The sequence below is a fragment of the Hyalangium ruber genome (assembly GCF_034259325.1).
In the GTDB taxonomy this organism is placed as follows: Bacteria; Myxococcota; Myxococcia; order Myxococcales; family Myxococcaceae; genus Hyalangium_A; species Hyalangium_A rubrum.
Window position 1 is genome coordinate 373978 of sequence record NZ_JAXIVS010000010.1, and the last position, 20725, is coordinate 394702.

The window sequence follows — 20725 nt, forward strand, 5'->3', positions numbered from 1 at the left end:
GCGGGAGGTTATCAGCCTCCAACCGAGCAACTGGTGGGTTGGACGTCTCGCCGCTCCCTGGGTGGATTTGTGCGCTCTTGAACGCCTGAACTAGAAGGTCCCGCGTCGCCCCGTTGGAGGACCTCCCCTTGCCCCGTTGCCCCCGCCTCATCGCGGGCCTGCTGGCCACCGTCGTGGCCCTCAGCGCCTGCAAGAACGACCCGACGCCGCCTGGCCCCGGCGGCACTCCGCCCACCCTCTCCGAGGCTTCGCTGCCCGAGACCACCGTGGGCGTGAGCTACTCCGCCACCGTGGGCGCCAGCGGCGGCACCACGCCCTACAGCTTCTCCGCGCAAGGGCTGCCGCCGGGCCTCGCCCTCAGCGAGAGCGGCGCGCTGTCCGGCAGCGCCACCACCGCTGGCGACTTCCAGGTGCAGGTGACGGTCAAGGGCGCCGACGGCAAGGAGTCCTCCAAGGCCTTCCCGCTCAAGGTGTACTCGGGCATCTCCTTCCCGCAGAGCGCCCTGCCTGGCGCCATCGTCACGCAGCCCTACACCGCGACGGTGGAGCTCGCGGGCGGCAAGGCACCCATCACCCTGAAGCTCACCGCGAGCGATTTGCCCAGCACCGTGAGCCTCGACGCCAACAGCCATCAGCTCTCCGGCACCTTCCCCGCCCTGGGCGCCTTCGCGTTCACCCTCGAGGCAACGGACGCCCACGGCGCCAAGGCCACCCGGAGCTACGCCATCGACGTGACCGAAAGGCTGCACATCATCACCGTCGTCTACCCGGAGGGCTACACCGGCGAGGCGTACAGCCAGCCCTCCGCGGCCCTCGGCGGCAAGGCGCCGCTGACCTTCTTCCTGGCCTCGGGCGCGCTGCCTCCGGGCCTCGAACTCAGCGCTGCCACGGGGGAGATCTCCGGCACGCCCACCCAGGCGGGCACCTTCCCCTTCATCCTCGGCGTGCGCGATGCCCTGGGCCGTGAGTACACCACCGCGCTGTCCATCACCCTCTATGCGCCGCCCGCGCTGAGCGCCGCCCCCGTGCTCCCGAGCGCCTATATCGGTCAGCCGTACACCGCGTCGGTGAGTGCCACGGGTGGCAAGGGCACCCTCTCCATCGTCCTCACGTCCGACACGCTGCCGAGCGGCCTGCAGTTCTTCGACGACGGCAGCGTTCGCGGCACCGTGAACGCCGCCATCGCCCATGGCTCACGCAGCACCTTCACCGTCGAGGCCACCGACCAGAACCAGCGGTTTGTGTCCAAGGCCTTCGAGCTCAGCGTCTTCAAGCTGCCGGAGCTGCTCCCCACCACGCTCACCCCGGCCACCGAGGGCGTCTCGTACCGCCGCTCCGAGGAGGCCCCCGAGCGCCTCCTGGCCCAGTTCGGCCAGGGCACGCTCACGTTCGCGGCCACCGGCCTGCCCCCGGGCCTCGCGCTGGATGCGAGCACCGGCACGCTGAGCGGCACGCCCGCCCAGGGCTCCGCGGGCTCCTACTCCATCACCTTCAGCGTCACGGACGCGGGCAACCAGCGCGTCAGCCGCACCCTCACCCTCGAGGTGCTGAAACCGCGCCCCGTCAGCTTCGGCGGAGCGGTGGGCCTGGCCCCCGCGGGCAGCTCCATCACCACCACCCTCACCGTCTTCGTCACCAGCGGCTTCGCCCCGCTGCCCAACGTCGGCGTGCGCCTGCGCAAGAACGGCCAGGAGTACGACCCGCCCAAGGAGGCGCTCACGGACGCCGAGGGCAAGGTCGTCTTCGCCCGCCTGGACCTCAACGGCACCACGGACACCGTGGACATCACCGCCAACGGCCAGGACCTGGTGAACACCACCTTCACCCAGGTGAACTCCTCCCTCTTCACGCTGCGCATGTACTCCGCCCCCGTGCTCGGCTCGCGCGCGTCGAGCAGCGGCGCGTATGACCCCGCCTCCGGCCGCTTCCTCGTCTTCGGCGGCTACGACAGCGCCTCCACCGTCTCGCTCTTCTACAACACGTGCTTCAACGACCTGGTCGAGTCGGTGGACGTGGCTCAGAAGCGCTTCCGTTCCCTGGTGCCGGGCGGGCGCACCACCTCGCCCTCGCCGCGCTACGAGACCCCCATGGCCGTGGCCAACGGCACGGCGGTCCTGTTCGGCGGCCGCGAGTGCATCGGCACGGGCGACTCCCTGGGCGATACCTGGGAGTTCGACCTCACCTCCCAGGCCTGGACGCGGATCCAGCCCGCCTCCCAGCCCCGGCCCCGCCGGGGCGCGGCGATGGTGCGCGAGCCCTCGGGTGACTCCGTCCTCATGGTGGGAGGCTTCCGCAATCCCCTCTACACCAACGAGGTGTGGCGCTACACGCCGGCCACCGACACCTGGACCCCGCTGTCTCCCGCGCCCGTGAGCCGGGCCTGGATGGCCAGCGCCGTGAACACGGGCACCGGCGAGCTGTGGTTCTGCGGCGGCCGCGGGTCGGCCACCGTGAGCGAGTGCATGGCCTTCAACCCCTCCACGGGCGCCTGGTCGACGAAGCCTCCGCTGCCCAGCGCGCGCTCCGAGTTCGCCATGGCGTATGACGCCACCCGCGGCAACCTGTACGCCTTCGGCGGGCGGGCCGCGGACGTCAACACGCAGTTCGGGGACCTGCTGGTGCTGCGCCCCAACGCCACGGCCTGGGAGTCGGTGATTCCTCCGGGCGCCGTGCCGCAGGCCCGCTCCGGCCACGTCATGTACTTCGATACGGCGCGCGGCGAGCTGGTGCTCGGGCTGGGCATCTCCCGCCCCAACGGGCGCGTCATCCGCCTGGGGGACATGTGGACCTATGACGGGACGGCGTGGACCGAGCGCGGCACTCCCGCGCCCACGCCCGTGAGCTACACGGTGCGCGGGCAGCTCACCGGCGGGCCCGGCAACGGGACGGCGCAGGTGCGCCTGGTCACCACCAGCGGCGCCTCCTTCCTCGTCGCCGCGCCCCTGGACTCCCAGGGCCGGGGCACCTACGCCGTGCCGGGCGTGCCTCCTGGCGAGGCGGTTTTCATGACCGTCAGCGGCGAGGACCCCGCCCTGGCCTACCCCAACACCCTGTGGACGTACGCCGACCGGGAGCTGCCCGCGCTCACCGCGGACGCACTGGTGGACTTCTCCCTGCCGCCGGGCCCGGCCGTGCTGCTGCATGCCACGGGCGAGCTCGTCCTGCCGGCGAGCTGGCGGGGGCAGACGGCCTTCAACTCCTTCGATGCCGAGCTCGAGGCACCGGGTTTCCCCACCGTCCCCAACAGCCTGAGCAACACCGCGCAGAACTCCCGGTTCTTCGACGTGGTCTTCACCGCCTCGAGCGCGCCCCGCGCCCAGCGCATGCGGACCTACGCCTCCAGCGAGCTGGCCTGTGAGGACTACACCCTGTTCCCGCGCGTGGCCGACGGCTCGCAGACGTTCTCGCTGGGCAGCAGCGTCACGGGCATCTCCCTGGGCCAGCGCGAGTGCATTCCCCACGGGCCCGCGGGCGTGGGCCCGGCGCGCGTCCGCTTCAGCTCCTTCGGCAGCGTGCAGCAGCTCACCGTGGGAGACCTGGACGGGGACACCTTCCCGGACCTCGTCTTCCCCAACTCTGGCAGCTTCGATGTGGACGTGCTCTGGGGCACGCCCTCCCTCACCGCCGCCTTCCCCGATGGCATCTGCTGTGGCCTGAGCGGGCCCTACGCGGTGGCCCTGGGCGACTTCAACCGGGACGGTCGGATGGATCTGGCGGCCACCGAGCCAGGCTCGAACCAGGTGAAGGTCCAGCTGGCCCTGGCCATCGCGCCGCGCGCCTTCGCGGAGCCCACGGGCTACGCGGTGGGCACCACCCCCCAGGGCCTCGCCACCGCGGACGTGAATGGGGACGGCTTCCTGGATCTGCTCGTGGCCAACCAGGGCAGCAACACCGTCTCGATGCTGCTCGGCCAGAGCAACGGCACCTTCAGTCCGGCCCAGACGGTGGCGCTGGCGGGCACCGCGCCCAAGGCCGTGCGCGTCGCCCACCTGGATGGCGATAACAAGCCGGACCTCGTGGTGGTGGTGGCCGAGGGCCTCTCCGTCACCCTCGATGGCACCACCCAGGGGCCATTCGGCGCCTCGACGCTCGTGAGCGCCGGCGCCCAGCCGAGCGCGGTGGCGGTGGGCCTGCTCAACGGCGACACGCTGCCGGACCTGGCCGTGGCCAACGAGGGCGGCAACACCGTCTCCCTCCTCTTCGGCGCGGGCGGCGGCACGTTCGCCTCGCCGGTGAACCTCTCCGTGGGCACCGGGCCCACGGCCCTCGCCCTGGCCGAGCTCACTGGCGACGCCCACCTGGACCTCGCGGTGGTCAGCCCGAGCGACGCCGAGGTGACCCTGCTCCAGGGCGCCTCCAACGGCACCTTCACCGCGCACTCCAAGGTGTCCGTGGCGGGCGCGCCGCGCGACCTGGTGGCCGAGGACCTCAACGGCGATGGGCTCAATGACCTGGCCGTCGCCTCGCCCACGGCCAACTCGGTGTACCTGTTGCCGGGCCGCCGGCCGCTGCGGGGAACCCCGGGGCCGTCCTTCACCTTCACCGCGCCCGCGAACTCCGGCTTCGTGTGGGTGATGCACGGCACCCTCGGGGGCCGGCGCTACTGGGACTACCACGCGCCCATCCAGCCCGGCGGGGTGGCCTACACGCTGCCCAAGACGAGCACGCTGGCCCCCTCCTCCACGCCGGTGGAGCCCCCCAGCGGGCAGGTGACGCTGAGCTGGACGCCCTACGTGCGCCAGTGGGAGCCGGACTCGCCCCGCCGCTTCAACCCGCGCCAGTTCTCCCTGGCCAACCTGGGCCAGGACTCGGACACCCAGCCGGGCGCGCTGCTCCACCTGTGGCCGTAGCGCCCGCGCGCGGCGCAGGCGCCTGACGGGGTCCGGGACACGTGCCCGGGCCCCGGTGTCTTTTCACAGCGTGGGGATGCGATCGCTCGGGCGCTCGCGGCGGCGGCGCCACGCCACCAGCGCCTCGTCCACCACCTGCCGCGCCCGGCTGAGGCTGCCCACCGGCCGGTGCTCCACCAGCGCCTGCGCCAGCGACTCGCTCCAGCCCGTCGCCGCCGTCGGGCTCGACAGCATGAGCTCCTGCCCCGCCGGCAACTCCAGCCGCGCCACGTGGACCAGCGGAGAGAGTCGCTCCTCCCACCGCACCGTCGCCCGCTCCAGCGGCATGCGCGTTGGGTCCGTCTGGAACTGGAGGAAGAAGTCCAGCCGCGCCCCCTCCTCCTTGAGCCGCCAGCGCAGCTCCTTCCACGCCTCGTCCCCACTGCCTCGGTCGAACGGCAGCACCGACAGCCGCGTGCTGCCCCGGCTGGGCCGCACCGCGTACTTCACGAAGCGCGTGCCGAAGGCACACGGCACCACGCTCGAGTAGCGCGCCAGCAGCACGCTGTCCTCCGGCCGCCCCATCTCCCGGAGGATTCGCGCCGTCGTCGGGTGCCGCTCCAGGTACTCCTTCGCCCGGCCTCCCAGCGACGCCGCCGTGAACTCCGTGAGCGCGCGTGCATCATCCACGTAAAACACGTCGTGATTGAACAGCGTGAAATCGTGAGACAACCCCGGATCTCCGCTCCCACGCCCGGGGGGTCCGGGAACACCCGTCAGGCGAACATTGAACCCCCAACCGTCACCCTCCACCCCCCCCACCCGGGGCAGGCGCTCGGCCCAGAAGCGCACCCAGGCTGGAAAAGAGGCGTAGCGGAAGAGTCCCACGCGCAGCTCGGCGGGCAGATCCGGGCGGATCCGAAACACGCCCCGCGCGTAGCCGCTCACGTCCCCACCGGCCCCGCGAGCGGTGGGGCGCCCCTGCTCCAGGTAGCGCCGCGCCTCCATGCCGAGGACCATGTCTCGCAGCCGCTCGAGCGCGGCCTGCTCCTTTTCCGACAGTTGATCCACTCCCGTGCTCCCTTGGAGAGAGGTGACGCGCGGGAGGTGGGGTTAGCAAACACAGTGCCATGGAGAAGCTTCCGGGCGCTGCGCACCAATGCTGCTAACCTCGCGGCCCCATGAGCGAAGAATCCAAGCAGCCGCAGGAGGCCGCGTCGCAGCCGTCCGCCCCGCCCCCTCAAGCGGCCCCCGCCCAGGCGCCCTCCGAGGAAGAGGCCATCACCCCCGAGCAGGCCAAGGAGTTCTTCCTGTCCGTGCTCGACTACGGCCAGGAGGAAGCCGACGCCAAGGCCGGCATCCTCGAGGAGCTGATGGACCTCATCCTCCCCGAGGCGTCCGCCATCGCCCGGCCCATCCGCGCGCCCAGCCCCGAGGACGCCAAGGCGGTGGAGAAGCTCGAGAAGCAGTTCGGCGTGGCGGTGCGCGAGCAGGCCGCCGCGTGGCTCAACGAGCCGGCCATCCGCCTCGCGGGCGCTTCCCGCATGCTGGAGCCGCGCACGGGTGGTGCCACCGAGAGCGGAGGCGTGCTGCGCCGCGAGCTCTTCATGCTCGGCGACGGCCGCCTCGTCACCGTGGAGACGGTGAACACGTGGTTCATGGAGGGCGAGAAGCGAGTCAGCGGTGACACCCTGGTGGGCGCCCGCGAGGTGTCCGCCGCCGAGGTGCTCCGACTGTTCGACTTTGTCGCGGTGCTCAAGGCCTTGCTGGAAACCCTGTTCGATGGCGCCTCGGCGCTGAAGAACCGCAACGAGCAGGCGCTGGCCATCGTCGAGCGCAGCGGGCGCTTCTTCACCATCATCGCCCAGGTGGCGGTGGGCATGAAGGAGAACGCGGACCGGCTGCGCCGCGCGGGGGACACGCCCGCCTGAGGCAGCTGAGGCAGTGAAGTGGCAGCGCGCTCAGGGGCCCGGTGCGGGCTCCTCGAGGTTCACCGGCTCGCCGTCCATGCCCTCGTGCCGCCGCGGGGGCAGCGCGCCGCCGTCGTCGTCCTCCTCCAATTGCAGTTGGGCATCCGCCTCCAGCCACACGCTGTGCCCGCGCACGCTGGCCACGTCTCGGTACTCGACGAGGTAGTCGCGCCGGGGGACCGACACCAGGCCCTTCTCCAGCTCGAAGTGCGTCTCCCCCACGCCGGCCACCACGCCCAACCGGCGGCCGTCCGACGTGCGCACCGTCATGCCCTCGCGAACCTCTCCCTCGTTGATCATCCGCGGCCTCCTTGCGCGCGGGCCCGCGCTTCCCTGGGCCGGGCCCCATCCGTGGAACATGGAGACGCCGAGAGCCCCGTGGCCAGTGCGCCCGGCCTGTTGCCAACGGGGCAGGGACTCCTCCCGCCTGGGGCCCAGCCTGCCGACAGACGAGCCCCGCGCTCCCGCCCCACCCGGGTGAGCGGGGCGATGGCTACGTTGAAGCCAGGAGGGTCCACCATGCTGCTGGAACTGTCTGCCCCCGAGGCACGAGACCTCAAGCAGGCGCTGGAGAGCACCCTGCGCACCCTGCTGGAGGAGATTGCCCACGCGGACCAACGCGCCTACCGGGACATGCTGCGCGAGCGTTATTCCCGCCTGGAGCAGCTCAACCGACGCCTGGAAGGCTCGGTGGAAGAAGACTCGGTCTACGCCTGAGCCGCGGGCTCAGCTCAGGCGTGCCCCGTCTCGATGCGCTGGCGGGCGAAGCCGTCCAGCCACGCGGGGATGTCCTTGAGCGCCAGCACGTGACGCACGGCCCCCAGGCGGATGGCCTCGCGGGGCATGCCGAACACGACGGAGCTCGCCTCGTCCTGCGCCAGCGTCATCGCCCCGGCGCGCTGCATGGCGCCCAGCCCCTCGGCGCCGTCCTTCCCCATCCCCGTGAGCAGGCAGCCGATGGCCCGAGGGCCCAGCTCCTTGGCCACTGACTCGAAGAGCACGTCCACCGAGGGCCGGCTGGAGTGCCGCTCCGGTCCGTCCACCAGCCGCAGCCGCCCCTCGCGCAGCACGAGGTGCTTGTTGGCCCGAGCCATCAGCAGCACGGGGCGGCCCGAGGGGGGAATCGGCTCCCCGTCCACCGCGTGGCGCACGGGGATGGTGCTGCTCTTGCCCAGCCAGTCCACCATGGAGGCCTCGAACTTCTCGGACAGGTGCATCACCAGCAGCATGGGCAGGGGGAAGTCGGGCGGCAGGCGCTGGAGGATGTCCTTCACCGCGGCGGGGCCCCCGGTGGAGGCGCCGATGGCCACCATGCGCGCGGCCCGGGGGCGCATCGCCGCTTCGGTGATGGCCTTGGTGGGCGTGGGCGGCACCGTGGGCGGACGGGCCGCGAGCTTCACGCGCGTGAGCAGCTCTCCGGTCCACTCCTCGGTGGCGAAGCGGGTGGGCTTCTCCACCGCGTCCACCGCGCCGGCGCTCAGCGCGTCCAGCAGGTGCAGGCCCATGGTGCGGTTCTCCACCCCGGAGAAGATGACGATGGGGGTGGGGCAGTGGGCCATGATGCGCTTGGTGACCTCGACGCCGTTGATGCCCGGCAGCATGAGGTCCAGCGTCACCACATCCGGCCGCAGGCGCTGACACAGCTCGAAGCCCCGCTCGCCATCGCCCGCCTCACCGACCACGGTGAAGGAGGGGTCGTCGGCGAACACATCCGCCAGACGGCGCCGGACCATCACCGAGTCTTCGACGATGAGGATGCGCAGCCGGGCCACGCGTTACTCCCCCTGCTTTGCTGGAGCGCCCGAGGCCGTTCGGGAGTCCTCGAGGCCGCGAGATGGCCTGACATGGCAGGTGTACGACAGGTTGCCCTGCTCTGGCCAGCGCCGTGGGTTGCCCCGCATGAGGGGGGATGACACCACGGGGGCAGGAAGCGGGGCCAGGGAGGGGGGTCCCCGGCGTCCGCGAGTGAACGCCGTCCAGCCGGGGCAGCCGAGCGCCCGGCGAGCCCGGCCCCGCCGCGCCGAGGCCCACAGCAGGGCCCCCAGGGCCGCCAGCCACGGGCCTCCGGCGGAGGACGCCGCGCCGCAGCCACAGCCCACCTCCAGCGCCTGGGCCAGGGGCGCGCCCACGGTGAAGGCGCGCGGCTCGGAGAGCGCCCCGCGCACGCCCAGCCGGTCGGCCACCGCGCGCACCTCGTGGGGCCCCTCGGCCAGGTCCTGCGCGGGCAGGAAGGCGAAGGCGCCGGACTCAGAGGCCTGCACGCTGCCGAGCAGCGCACCCTCGAGGAAGAGGCTCACCGTGCTGCCCGCCCGCGCCGTGCCCTCGAGCCGCGGCCGAGGGGTTGTCCGCTCGCCCTGGGCGGGCAGGAGCCAGAGGGGCGCTTCCGGCGCTCCGAAGGCCTCGTTCAGCGTCGTCGTCGCGCCCTGGTTCTCGGGCTGCGTGGTGCTGGGAGGTGTGGCGCCATAGGTGCCTCCCGCCGCGCCCTCGGCCGTCCCCGCGCTGCCCGGGAGCGCCGTGGCGGTACACGCGAGCGTCTCCGCCTGCACGAGCACCACCCCGCCCCCACCGCCGCCGCCAGGCCCATGGGCTTGGGCGTCCTCGCTGTCGCCGCCGTTGCCGCCATGGGCCTGGAGGCTGGCGCAGTCCAGCCGCCCCTCCACGCGCAGGGTGATATGGCCTCCCGCTCCGCCGCCTCCCGCCCCGTCATTGCCGGCCGCCGTCGAGGACCGGCCGTTGGCGAGGACGCGGCCCTGGCTGCCCTGGAAGCTTCGTGCCCGCATATAAAGGATACCGCCGCCGGGCCCACCGGCCGTGCCTCCCGAGCCGGCCTGCCCACTGGCGTTGCCCGCGCCCGCGCCGCCCCCGCCGCCGAACATCATCCGAGACAGGGGCTCGTAGCGCAGCGCCTGGCCGCCCCGGCCTCCCACGTCGCGCGCCCCATCCGTGCTGTAGCCGCCCTGTCCCCCCGCGCCGCCGTGACCGCCGCCGCCGCCGCCGGCGTCCTGGCAGTTGCCGCCACCGCCGGCGTTCCCCAGGGCCGCGTAGCCATGGGTGAATGCGCCCGTGGCGATGCGGAAGATGCCTCCGCCCTTGTGGGCGCCTCCGGTTTCCTCGGACTGGTTGGGCTCCTCGCAGCCGGTGAACCGGGAGCTGACGGTGGCGAACGGTCCGCCCCGGAAGCCCGCGCCCTCGACGGTGATGTCGCCCTGGTTGAGCACGGAGCCGGTGGAGAGGAAGGCGAGCACTCCGCCCTGGATGCCATTCCACGAAGTCGCCATGAGCGAGGCGCCGGGCTGGACATGCACGCTGGAGTACTCGGGCACGCGCACCACCTGGGCGCCGGGGGTGTTGAAGGTACCGACGAGCGGCGCGGTGAGGCGCAGGCTGCCGGAGGCCACGGACTCCAGGCGCGCGAACTCCCAGCGTCCGGCGCCCGTGGTGCTCAGCGAGAGGGGCCCGGAGGGGACCTCCGTCGGCGCGGGGCCCTCGGCATAAACCTGGAGCACGAGGACGAGCTCTCCGGCGGCGAAGCCACTCTCGCTGGCCACGGTGAGCGCGGTGGCGCCCGCGCTGGCCTTGGCCGTGAGCGCGGTGGCCTCATTGATGATGGTGTCCATCCGTTGGACGCGCAGGGCTCCATGCTGTCCATTGCCGAGCCCGAAGACATCCACCTCCGCGCGCGAGGCGGTGGAGGCCAGGAGCAACCCGAGACCCAGGAGTGAGCGGAGATGCCGCATCGCTCCCATTCTGGCCGGAGCATGGAGGGAGCACACAACCCCCACCCCCCGCTTTTCCTGAGCGCCACGAGCCTCGCGCGGCGGCCCGCGGCCCCCTAGACTGGCCGCCCATGCCTTCCACCGCTCCGCTCTGGGCGCTGGTTCCTGGGGGTGCGGGGGTGCCGCTCGCGAAGGTGGGCGGCGAACCCGAGCCCGTAGGCACCTTGCGCTGGCCGGCGTGCGCCATGTGCGGCACGCCGATGCGCTTCCTCTTCCAGCTCCCGCACGTGCCGGGCAAGGTGGACCTGTCCCCTTCCGCGGCCGTGTACGTGTTCCAGTGCGAGAACCCGGACACCGTCTGCTACCGCTCCATGCCCGATGATGGCGCCAACGCGGCGGTGCCCGTGCGCGCCGGCCCTCCCCAGCTCGAAGGCGCGCGCTTCACGGGGCTGGCCTACCACCCCTGGAGCCTGGGCTTCGCGCCCGCCGAGGAGGACACGGCCACGCTCTCCCTCGACGTGAACGAGGCCACGCGCGAGCAGCTCAAGGCGCTCGACCGGGCACAGGAGGAGGCACCCGAGAGCAAGGTGGGCGGCGTGGCGGTGTGGCTCAACGGCGACGCGGTGCCCACCTGCTGCGGAGAGCCGGCCCGCTTCGTGGCGCAGCTCTCGGCCATGCCCTTCGGCCTGGAGTTCGGCGACAACGGCCGGGGCTACCTTTTCCGGTGCCAGCGCGAGCCCGAGCACTTCCGCTTCCTCTCGCAGGGGGCGTGAGCGCCGCTCACTCGGTGATGCGCAGGACGATCTTCCCGCGCGTGTGCTTGCTCTGGATGAGCTCCTGCGCGCGGCGGATGTCCCGCAGCGAGAGCACCTCGCTGACGACGGGGCGAAGCTGGCCCGCGTCGATGAGCCGGCCCAGCTCGGTGAGCTGCTCCGCGCTGGGCTCGGTGATGAACCACGCGCCCCGAACGCCATGGGCCTTGGCCCGCTCGACCACGGACGGGTTCAGCAGGGAGACGAGGATGCCGCCCTTCTTGAGCACCTGCCAGGAGCGCTCCTGCGTCTCTCCGGCGATGGGATCCAGCACGACATCCACATCCTTCACCACGTCCTCGAAGCGCGTGGCGCGATAGTCGATGACCTCATCGGCGCCCAGCGACTTCAGGTAGTCGAGGTTGTGCGCGGAGCCGGTGGCGATGACCTTCGCTCCCCGTGCCTTGGCGAGCTGGACGGCCATCGTCCCGACGCCTCCCGAGCCACCGTGGATGAGGACGGTCTGCCCGGCGGAGAGCTCCGCCCGCTGCACCAGGGCCTGCCATGACGTCAGCGCGGTGAGCGGCACCGCGGCCGCCTGCACGAAGTCGAGAGTCTGGGGCTTGAGGGCCACTACCCGCTCGGGCAGGGCGATGTACTCGGCGAACGCGCCATCGCGCCGCGGATCCGCGTAGGCGAACACGGCATCCCCCGGCTTGAAGCGGCCCACCTGGGAGCCGACCTGCTCGACGACGCCCGCCACATCCCAGCCGAGCGTGAGCGGCAGCGTGTTCCAGAGGACGCTGCGCATGTACCCCTGCCGCACGGCCACATCCACCGGGTTGACGCCGGCGGCATGCACACGGATGAGCACCTCGTCCGGGCGAGGGCTCGGGCGGGGAGCGTCCTCGTAGCGAAGGACGTCGAGGCCTCCGTACGCGTGGATGCGCACGGCCTTCATGCGCTCGGGAGCCGGAGGCGCGAGGCTCTCAGGCAGGGCGGCCGAGCAGCCAGCGAGCCAGAGGCCGAGCACGGAGGACAGGACCCTCCCGAGGAGGGTACGCGGTAACGGAGCGGACATGCGCGGGGCTTAGTCGAACGCCTGGTTGGCGACCATGGGAACGCGAGGTGTCGAGGGCTATTCCCGATGTCGCTGCCTGCCCTCGTCCCCATCTTTCGAGGTGGACGCGCCAGGGCCGCCGGTCCTCGCCCTGGCCATGGACCTGAGCGGGCGAAGGAGCGAGCGATGTATCAGCGCACGAACATTCGAAGAGGCATGGCCGTCACCAGCTACGACGGGGTGCAGGTGGGTCGCGTCATCGACGTGACGCCGGGCGCCATCGTCGTCGAGAAGGGCCAGTTCTTCCTTCGGGACTTCGAGGTCCCTCTGAGTGACATCTCCACGGTGCGAGGCGACGACATCGTGCTGATCCGGGACTACGACGCCCTGCGCCGCCTGGACACGCTGGACGCCGACGGCGGCGGGCAGGGGCTGGGGCTGGGCCCGACGGACCTCACCCAGGCGCGCATGGACAGCGCCAAGTTCCAGGACCATGGCCAGTACGACCTGCGCCCGGCGAGCGAGGGGGGCCACTCGCTCGCGCCGGACGCCTTCACCCAGGCGCGCATGGACAGCGCGCACTTCCAAGACGACGACGAGCTGTCCGACCTGAGGCCCACGACGCCGTCGCCGCCGCGCTCGGAGCGGCCCTTCATCCCTCCTCCGCCGCATGAGCCGGCGATGTCGGAGCGCCGCGCCGCGGGCCCAGGGTGGGATCCGCTGAGCGTGGACGAGGAGAACGAGGAGCGGAAGGCGCCGCGGACGGGAGGCCCCGACACCGAGCCGCCCACGCGCTACTGACGTCTGGCATGTACCTCATCCAGTTCCTGCTGCCGCTCCGGGACAACGAGGGACGGCCCTTTCTCCGCGCGGACTTCGAGCGGGTCCGCGCGGAGCTCATCGAGCGGTTTGGTGGCGTCACCGCCTTTCTCCAGTCCCCCGCCTCGGGGGCGTGGAAGGAGGAGGGCGAGACGACGCATGACGAGGTGGTGCTCTTCGAGGTGATGAGCGACGCCCTCGATCGGGCATGGTGGAAGGGCTACCGCGCGGAGCTCGAGCGGCGCTTCCGACAAGAGGCACTGCTGGTGCGAGCGCTCGGCGCCGAGACCTTGTAGGCGCAGCGAGCAGCGGGCTGCCACGACTCCGAGTGGCCGAGGCGGCGACCGTCCTCTGCCGGCAGGAATCGGCGCCTTATCTTCATGGGCAGAGCCTGGAAGCCACACCATGCGCCGAGAGCCCCTCCTCAGCCCTTCTGAGTTCGCCGCCCGGAGCATGGCCCCTCCTCCCGAGGCCCCTCAGCGCTCGCCCCTGCTCTCTCGAAAGGTGCGGCTGGCGCTCCTGCACACGCTGTCGCTGTCCCGACTGGTGCTCGCAGCCGTCTTCCTCATGACGTCCGACGCACTGTTGCGCGCGGGGCTCATCGTCCTGTCGGGCCTCACGGATGTGCTCGATGGGTGGATCGCCCGCCACGCCAGGCTCACCACGCGCCTCGGTGCGCTGCTCGACCCGGTGGGGGACCGTGGCTTCGCCGTCGCCGCCATCTTCGCCCTGCTGCTGGATGGACTGCTGACGCCCCTCCAGGTGTGCGTGCTGCTGCTGCGCGACGTGATGACCGCGATCGGCTACCTGGTCGCGAAGCTGATGCCCTCCTTCCGCCTGGTGGAGTTCAAGGCGCGGATGCTCGGCAAGGCCACCACCAGTCTGCAGACGGTGACATTGCTGGCGGCGCTGCTGCTGCCCGTAGCGGTCCCCGCGCTCGTGGCGGTCGTGGGCGTGCTCGCCGTCGCGGCCGTGGTGGACTACACCCGCGCCGTGTTTCGAGCCCGGGTCCAGCTCCGGGCCTGACAGCGGGGCCGTCCCGGCGGCGCTCCTGCCCAACTTGTCGGACATCAGACAGGTTCGCGCAGCCTCCCTCCGGAGCAGGCGCTCCGGCCCTGCGCGTCCGCCCTCAGCGTGGGGTCGGCAGGGCGATGATCTCCGTTGCCTGGTTATGGCCGGCGAGCAGATCCACCGTGGCGCGCACGCGCGTGCCGCGTGTGAGCTGCCGGGCCGTGATGCGCTGACCATCTCGATACACACGGGTGCCCTGGCCCATCTCCACCGTGAAGGCCTGGCCCTCTTCGTCCAGCAACTCGAGCCGCCCGTTGGACACCGAGCGCACCGTGCCGGTGTAGATCGCGTTCACGATGGCCTGGCCTGGATCCGTCGTGCCCGTGGACGCGCCGCCACGAGGTGCCGTGGCCGTGCTGCCACCCGTACCCGTGTCCTGACTGGCCCCCCCGGCCTGCCCGGAGCCCCCCACCCCCGTGGACGCCGTGGCGTTCGCCAGCTCCGCGCGAACCTGGGCCAGTTCCTGGCGGAGCCGCGCCACCTCCGACTGGAGCTCCAGCACGAGGCGCTGGCTCTCCACCGAGCCGGCGCCCGTCGCCCCGGCTGCCCCTCCGCCTCCCGTGCCCTCCGTCATCCCCACCGGTGGAGCGCTCTCCGGGACCCCCACGCGCGCATCTCCGGGCTGCGTTCCCTGCACCCGCGTGTCCGTCGCGTCCCGCTCCACCGTGTCCGAGGGACTCTGGGTCGTCTCCCCCTGCCCGCACAGGAGCAACGACAGCCCCACCACGCCCAGCGCTGTCCACGTGACCTTCTGCATGTGCCGCGCCTCCCTTGTCACTCAAGGTTGGCTGCTGGACGTTGCCGGGCAATGGCCGCCCGCGCGCCGGTGCTCCCCTGCTGTCCGAGCTCAGCGCTCGGGTGCCGACGGCGGCTGGAAGACCTCCAGGCTGCGCAGCCGGGGCTCATCCACGCCCTCCTCGGCCACGGCGCGCACCGCCGCTCCCTCTTCCAAGGCCCGCAGCGCCCCGGCCACTCCGCCCTGGCCGATGAGCTGCGTGCGCTGATCCACGCCGAACTCGAAGAGGCGACCCGACGGATCCACCATCAGCAGCCGGCCCTGCCCGAAGGACCGCACCGTGCCCAGAATGGCGTCCTCGCTCGCCGCCCCTCCAGCCCGCGGCGACCTGGAGGCCTCCTCGGGAACACGTGCCTGCTCGGCGGGCTGCTGCCGCGCCTCCTCCGCCCGGACGTCGGGCGCGGCCAACACCCCGAGCATGCCCGCCACCACGAACTCCTTCTTCATGACTCGCTCCTGGCTCTCCCTCAAAGGTGGGGGCAGGTCGGCGGAAGGAACCCGGGCATGACACCCACCCCTCCCTTCACCCCTGGCCCCACGGGGGTGGGAGCGAGTGGGTTCCCCTTCCTGCGCGATTGGGGCACGCTGTCAGCACCCGGCGGACCCGAAAAAAGGAAGGGAGCCCTGAAACCGCCGGCCGCCCCATGTCACTGAGGCTCGTGGCTCCTCTGCTCGCCTTGCGAATCCTGCCCGCCAGAGACGCTGTGCCCGCCGAGGCCGGGAACGGGGAGCGCATGCTGGTGCGCCGGGCGCGACTGGGAGACCCGGCCGCCTTCCGCACCCTCTTCGAGCGCCACAGCCCGGCGGTGTGGCGCTTCCTCCGGGACTCGTTCCGGGACGAGTCCGCCGCGGACGAGGCCACGCAGGAGACGTTCGTGCGCGCCCACGGGCGGCTCACGACGCTCAAGGACGAGGACCGACTGGCCTCGTGGCTGCTGGGCATCGCGCGCCTGGTGTTCCTGGAGGCGCGACGCTCGCGGGGCGTGCATGTGGATGTGGACGGGGAGGACGGCGAGGGGCTGGTGGAGGCGGTGCTGCCCACGCCCACGCCCGAGGACATGCTGCTGGACCGCGAGACGGAGGCGGTGCTGAACCAGGCCCTGGGCACGCTGCGCGAGGAGCGGCGCTCGGCGCTGCTGCTGCGCATCGACCACGGGCTGCCGTACGAGGAGATCGCACAGGTGATGGGCTGGTCGCTGCCCAAGGTGAAGAACGAGATCCACCGCGCGCGGCTGCAGCTGCGCGAACAGCTTTCCGGCTACGTCGGAGGTCGCTCATGAGCCTGGCGTGCCGAGAGCTGGAGTTGGATGCGCTGCTGTCCGAGGAGCTGTCCCCGGCGGAGGCCGAGCGGGTGCGCGCGCACGTGGATGGGTGTGCCGCGTGCCAGCACGCCCTGTCGTGGCTGAAGCTGGAGCGTGGGTGGATGACTCAGCGCGCGCGCCGCACGCCGGCCCGCCCCGCGCTGGACTTCTCCGCCCTGCAGGCCCGGCTGGCCGCACCGAGCCCCACCGTGCCCCCCGCTCCTATAAAGGAGAGCCGGGTCCGCCGCGCCCTCGCCCGTCGAGGCGAGTGGGCACACGGCGGAAAAATGGTGATGGGAGCCGCGGCGGCCGTGGCCTTCTTCGTCTTCGGCGTGACGCCGATGCGGCCGGTGCCCTCGGTGGACGAGGTGTGGTCCTCGCAAGAGGTGGTGCTCGCCTCGGGTCCGGTGCTGGCCTGCGTGGACCCGAGCGGCGAGGCGGTGGCGGCGCTCGAGGACCGCTTCGGCGCCTGCCTCATCGCCTCGCCCGCCCTGCCCACCTACTGAGCAGGGCTCCCGGCGCCGCGCCTCACGGCGTGGTCGGCAGCGAACCGAGCGCCTCCAGGGCATTCTTGGCCCGAACCAGGCCAAACCCATGGAGCTCGTCACGCCCCGGGGTGCCCAGGTCCTCGGCGGAGTCCTCGAGCAGCTTGCGCACCTGTGGCGGGGTGAGCGAGGGACGCGCGCTCCACACGAGCGCGGCCACGCCGGCCACGTGCGGGGTGGCCATGGAGGTGCCCGTCAGGCGCACGTAGTCCACACCGGACAGCTTCACCTCGGTGCTCTTGCCCGCCATCGCCTTGAGGGCCGAGCCATCGGCGAAGGAGACGGAGGCGGTGGGCACCCACTCCCCAGCGGTGCCGAGGGTGAAGCTGCCCACCCCATCATCCGGGTCATTGTTGCCGATGATGACGGCGCGGGCGCCGGCGCGGCGCATGAAGTCCACCTTCTTGGCGAAGGTGAGTCCATTGCCCTCGGCATCCACTCCGCCCCGGTCCACGTAGGCGACGAAGCCCTTGCAGGTGGCCTCCTGACCGCAGGCGCTGCGCGAGTCGCCGATGCCGCACGTCAGCAGCTTGCCTTTGTAGGAGCCCGCGGGCGCGAAGGCGAGCGAGTTCGACTCGAACTCACGGCCATCGGTCTCCACGAGGGAGTAGGCCTCGGCGCCGACGATCACCGCCGAGAGCACGTCCACGCCGGGGGCCACCAGGGACACCTCGGGCCCTCGCTGCGAGAAGCTGCCGTGCTTCTTCTGGACGTCCACCGCGCCCACGGCGACCACGCTGGGATAGCCGGCCGGGTAGGCCACGCCGGTGACGTTCGGATCTTCGCCGCTGTTGCCGGTGGCGGCGATGGCCAGCAGGCCATTGGCGAGCGCCTCCTCGAAGGCGGCCTCCTCGGTGGCGCTGGCGTCGGGAGCCCCCAGCGACAGCGAGGCAATCTTGGCGCCCTTCTCACGGCACCACTCGAGCGCGGAGATGATGTCCGCGGTGTTGCCGTTGCCGCGCACGTTGAGCACGCGGGCCACGAGCAGCTCCACGCCGGGGGCCACGCCCACCACGCCGTTGGAGTCCTCGTGCGGGTTCACCGTGCCCAGCGAGCCCAGCTGCGCGGCGATGGTGGCCGCGGTGTGGGTGCCATGGCCGCCGCCCCACTGCTGCGTCCCCGAGTCGTAGTCGAGCGGCTCGTCATCGTCCTCCACGAAGTCCCTGCCGCCACCGTAGGCGGCCTGCAGCTCCGGGTGACGGTTGTCCCAACCGCTGTCGATGACACACACCTTGATGTTGGTGCCGATGGGGGCGCTGGCGTCGAGATTGCCGTCACCATCGGCGTCCCACACGGCGGGGGCCTGCACCATCTTCAGCCCCTCGGTGTACTCGCTCGCGCTGCCGCTGAGGATGGGAGCGGCCTGGCGGGTGAAGGCGCGCACGGGGCGGTCCGGCTCGATGGAGAGCACGTTCGGGTCACGCGCCAGCTTGGCGCGCTCCTCGGGAGTCACTCGCGCGGCGACGGCGGACAGGCGATTCCAGCGCGTCGTCACCTTGCCGCCCGTGCGCTGGACCGCGTCGACCGCGGCCTGCGTGGCGGAGGCGGCCGACAAGGTGCGCCGGTAGCGGATGAGGACGGGCTGCCGGCCATCCAGGGACGCGGGCTCCTCGGCCTCCAGGCTGCTGGCGCGCGAGGAGAAGCCGACCTTGGGCAGAGCGCTGTCACTCACGCTCGTGTCCGTGCAGTCCTGCTGCTCGACTTCGTCGCAGGCCACCAATCCGACAACAAGCCCCAGCCAGACCCAACGCTTCATAGTCACTCTCTTTCGCACCGCTTGGGGGTGGACCTTCCCGGCCCCGTGCCAGCCGGAGTGAACGGGCGGACGTTCAACCGCGTTCCCCGCTGCCGATTCTAAGCACGTGCCCGGACGACCGCTTGCCTGGGGACCAAAGCGTACAGCCACGTACACGCAGGGTTCACAGGGCCCACGTGAGGCCGCGAACGGTTGGCGGGCGAGGCTGTCAGCTGTCGGCCGGGTCGACGCCGAACAGGCGCACGGCGTGGCGGGCGTAGGCCTCGAGCTGGCGGCGCGTCTCCTCGGCATCCCAGCCCAGCCGGGGGGCCATGACTTCGGCGGCGACACGAGCCGCGGCGAGGCCCAGGTCCCGGGTCTCGAAGGCCACCTTGAGGCGGCGGATGAGGAGATCCGCCAGGGTGTGGACGAGCTCGTGGGAGACGCCATACGCGGCCTCGGCGCGCAGGTAGGGCAGCCCTTCGGCGAGAGGCTGAGCGAGGGCGGCGTCCTCGGCGGCGAGGCGCCACACCTGGGGCCAGCGGCTGCCATAGGCACGCACGAGGTGGTGAGCCACATCCGCATTGCCGGTGATGGCCCTGGCGGACTCCATCTCGGCCGCCAGGGAGCGCATGTCGCCACCGGGCAGGGGCAGCGTGTCGGTGGGCGCCTTGCGACGGGCGAGGCCGAGCTGGCGCTCCACGGCGTTGACGACGTCGCGGGCCATGACGCGGTAGGTGGTGAGCTTGCCGCCGCTGATGGCGATGACGCCGGAGGGGCTCACGTCGATGGCGTGCTCGCGGCTGGCGCTGCCGGCATCTCCGGCGCCGCCGTAGCCCTTGGCCACGAGGGGGCGGATGCCGGCCCAGGCGCTGACGACATCGGCGCGGGTGAGGTGGGCCTGGGGGAAGAAGGCGTTGGCGGAGGCGAGCAGGTACTCCACATCCGTCTCGCTGGCGCGCACCTCGGCGGGGTGGGCGCGGGTGGCGCTCTCGGTGGTGCCGATGATGGCGTGGGTGCCGGCGGGGAGCACGAACATGACACGCCCGTCCTTGGGGGACAGGAGCGTGAGGGCCTCGTTGTTGCCGATGCGCTCGCGGGGCACGGAGATGTGGACGCCCTTGCTGCCGCGCACGGCGGGGGCCTCGCGGTTGGAGTGGGAGTCCAGCTTGCGAATCTCGTCACTCCACGGCCCGGTGGCGTTGACGAGGGCGCGGGCACGCACGGCCACCTCCTGACCGGAGAGGTGGTCCACGACGAGGGCGCCCACGGCCTTGCCCTCCTCGAGGAGGAGCTGGCGCACGGAGGCGTGGTTGAGGACGACGGCGCCGGCCTCGGAGGCGCCCAGGGCGTTGGCGAAGGTGAGGCGCGCGTCGTCGGTGGCCGCGTCGTAGTAGCGGGCGCCGCCGGTGAGGCCCTCGGAGAGCACGAGGGGCTCCGCCGCGAGCACCTGGCGGATGCTGAGGCTCTGGTGGCTCTTCACGTTCCGGAAGAGGGCCAGGGCGTCATAGAGCATGAGGCCGGCGTTGAGCTTCCAGCGGGGGATTCGGGCGCCCTTGTAGACGGGCCAGGTGAAGGCCAGGGGCCGCACGAGGTGGGGCGCGAGCCGCAGCAGGCGCATGCGCTCGATGCTGGACTCGAAGACGAGGCCCAGGTGGCCATGCTCCAGGTAGCGCACACCACCGTGGATGAGGCGGGAGGAGCGGCTGGAAGTACCGCTGGCGAAGTCCTCGCGCTCCACGAGGGCCACGCGCAGGCCGCGCAGGGCGGCGTCACGGGCGGCACCGGCGCCGGCGACACCGCCGCCGATGATCAACAGATCGAACGGCTCGGCGGCCAGGGCGCGCAGCCGCTCGGCGCGGGGCGCGGGCGGAGGCGGAGGCTGCTGCTCGGAAGGAGTGCGTATGAGAGCCACGGATTCGTTGCGCACGGCCGGAGTGTAACGGCGGGGCCACGGGGCGGGCAGAGAATGCGCACGCAGCGCGTCAAACGGGGGACAGGAGAGGGCCTTGGAGGTGGGGAGGGCGTCCATCCGCGGGCAGCCCGAGGGGGGAAGGGAGGGAACGAGCGCCTTGCATGTCCCTGGGGAGGCGGCTAGGGAGGTGCCGCTGACCCCTTTTCCGTGGAACGT

18 protein-coding genes are annotated in these 20725 nt (G+C 72.0%); 9 read left to right on the plus strand and 9 right to left on the minus strand.

Annotated elements, in window-relative coordinates; genetic code table 11:
• Window positions 1–128 precede the first annotated feature (128 nt).
• A complete protein-coding gene (locus tag SYV04_RS28120) occupies window positions 129–4850 on the plus strand; it encodes a putative Ig domain-containing protein (protein WP_321549014.1) in 4722 nt (1573 codons plus the stop codon).
• A 63-nt stretch (window positions 4851–4913) separates the two neighbouring features.
• On the opposite strand, the gene SYV04_RS28125 is transcribed toward SYV04_RS28120, so the two are convergent.
• Entirely contained in the window at window positions 4914–5900 is a 987-nt protein-coding gene (locus tag SYV04_RS28125; protein WP_321549015.1) for a catalase family protein, read from the minus strand.
• Window positions 5901–6010: 110 nt separating this feature from the next.
• Between SYV04_RS28125 and SYV04_RS28130 the strand changes: the two genes are divergently transcribed.
• Window positions 6011–6760, plus strand: coding sequence for a hypothetical protein (locus SYV04_RS28130; protein ID WP_321549016.1), 750 nt, complete (start codon window positions 6011–6013; stop codon window positions 6758–6760).
• 30 nt (window positions 6761–6790) lie between these two features.
• On the opposite strand, the gene SYV04_RS28135 is transcribed toward SYV04_RS28130, so the two are convergent.
• Window positions 6791–7099, minus strand: a complete 309-nt coding sequence (locus SYV04_RS28135) for a DUF2171 domain-containing protein (protein ID WP_321549017.1) — start codon at window positions 7097–7099, stop codon at window positions 6791–6793.
• A gap of 219 nt (window positions 7100–7318) precedes the next feature.
• On the opposite strand from SYV04_RS28135, the gene SYV04_RS28140 reads away from it, so the two are divergent.
• Window positions 7319–7516 (plus strand): hypothetical protein, encoded by a 198-nt coding sequence (locus SYV04_RS28140; protein ID WP_321549018.1) that lies wholly within the window; start codon window positions 7319–7321, stop codon window positions 7514–7516.
• Window positions 7517–7530: 14 nt separating this feature from the next.
• On the opposite strand, the gene cheB is transcribed toward SYV04_RS28140, so the two are convergent.
• On the minus strand, window positions 7531–8571 hold the full coding sequence (gene cheB / locus SYV04_RS28145; protein WP_321549019.1) for a chemotaxis-specific protein-glutamate methyltransferase CheB: 1041 nt from the start codon (window positions 8569–8571) through the stop codon (window positions 7531–7533).
• 3 nt (window positions 8572–8574) lie between these two features.
• Window positions 8575–10536: an adventurous gliding motility protein AgmC gene (agmC, locus tag SYV04_RS28150; RefSeq protein WP_321549020.1), complete on the minus strand. Its 1962-nt coding sequence runs from the start codon at window positions 10534–10536 to the stop codon at window positions 8575–8577.
• Between the two features lie 110 nt (window positions 10537–10646).
• Between agmC and SYV04_RS28155 the strand changes: the two genes are divergently transcribed.
• Complete coding sequence (locus tag SYV04_RS28155) at window positions 10647–11288, plus strand: hypothetical protein (RefSeq protein WP_321549021.1); 642 nt, start codon at window positions 10647–10649, stop codon at window positions 11286–11288.
• 7 nt (window positions 11289–11295) lie between these two features.
• On the opposite strand, the gene SYV04_RS28160 is transcribed toward SYV04_RS28155, so the two are convergent.
• Entirely contained in the window at window positions 11296–12300 is a 1005-nt protein-coding gene (locus tag SYV04_RS28160) for an NADP-dependent oxidoreductase (RefSeq protein ID WP_321549022.1), read from the minus strand.
• A 213-nt stretch (window positions 12301–12513) separates the two neighbouring features.
• Here SYV04_RS28160 and SYV04_RS28165 point away from each other — a divergent pair, with 213 nt between their 5' ends.
• From SYV04_RS28165 to SYV04_RS28175, 3 genes are all read left to right on the plus strand, one after another.
• The gene (locus SYV04_RS28165; protein ID WP_321549023.1) at window positions 12514–13128 is read left to right on the plus strand and encodes a PRC-barrel domain-containing protein; all 615 of its coding nucleotides are present in this window, start codon (window positions 12514–12516) and stop codon (window positions 13126–13128) included.
• A gap of 8 nt (window positions 13129–13136) precedes the next feature.
• Window positions 13137–13442: a hypothetical protein gene (locus tag SYV04_RS28170; protein ID WP_321549024.1), complete on the plus strand. Its 306-nt coding sequence runs from the start codon at window positions 13137–13139 to the stop codon at window positions 13440–13442.
• A 109-nt stretch (window positions 13443–13551) separates the two neighbouring features.
• Window positions 13552–14172, plus strand: a complete 621-nt coding sequence (locus SYV04_RS28175; protein WP_321549025.1) for a CDP-alcohol phosphatidyltransferase family protein — start codon at window positions 13552–13554, stop codon at window positions 14170–14172.
• A gap of 103 nt (window positions 14173–14275) precedes the next feature.
• Here the strand turns inward: SYV04_RS28175 and SYV04_RS28180 are convergent, their stop codons facing one another.
• Together SYV04_RS28180 and SYV04_RS28185 are read right to left on the minus strand one after the other, a co-directional pair.
• A complete protein-coding gene (locus SYV04_RS28180; protein ID WP_321549026.1) occupies window positions 14276–14974 on the minus strand; it encodes a hypothetical protein in 699 nt (232 codons plus the stop codon).
• A 90-nt stretch (window positions 14975–15064) separates the two neighbouring features.
• A complete protein-coding gene (locus SYV04_RS28185; RefSeq protein ID WP_321549027.1) occupies window positions 15065–15460 on the minus strand; it encodes a hypothetical protein in 396 nt (131 codons plus the stop codon).
• Between the two features lie 197 nt (window positions 15461–15657).
• Here SYV04_RS28185 and SYV04_RS28190 point away from each other — a divergent pair, with 197 nt between their 5' ends.
• A complete protein-coding gene (locus SYV04_RS28190) occupies window positions 15658–16293 on the plus strand; it encodes an RNA polymerase sigma factor (RefSeq protein ID WP_321549028.1) in 636 nt (211 codons plus the stop codon).
• Window positions 16290–16820 (plus strand): zf-HC2 domain-containing protein, encoded by a 531-nt coding sequence (locus SYV04_RS28195; protein ID WP_321549029.1) that lies wholly within the window; start codon window positions 16290–16292, stop codon window positions 16818–16820. The genes SYV04_RS28190 and SYV04_RS28195 overlap by 4 nt, the downstream gene beginning before the upstream one ends.
• 22 nt (window positions 16821–16842) lie before the next feature.
• Here SYV04_RS28195 and SYV04_RS28200 read toward each other — a convergent pair whose 3' ends face one another.
• Complete coding sequence (locus SYV04_RS28200; RefSeq protein ID WP_321549030.1) at window positions 16843–18615, minus strand: S8 family serine peptidase; 1773 nt, start codon at window positions 18613–18615, stop codon at window positions 16843–16845.
• Between the two features lie 208 nt (window positions 18616–18823).
• On the minus strand, window positions 18824–20524 hold the full coding sequence (gene glpD / locus SYV04_RS28205) for a glycerol-3-phosphate dehydrogenase (RefSeq protein WP_321549031.1): 1701 nt from the start codon (window positions 20522–20524) through the stop codon (window positions 18824–18826).
• Window positions 20525–20725: the final 201 nt, after the last annotated feature.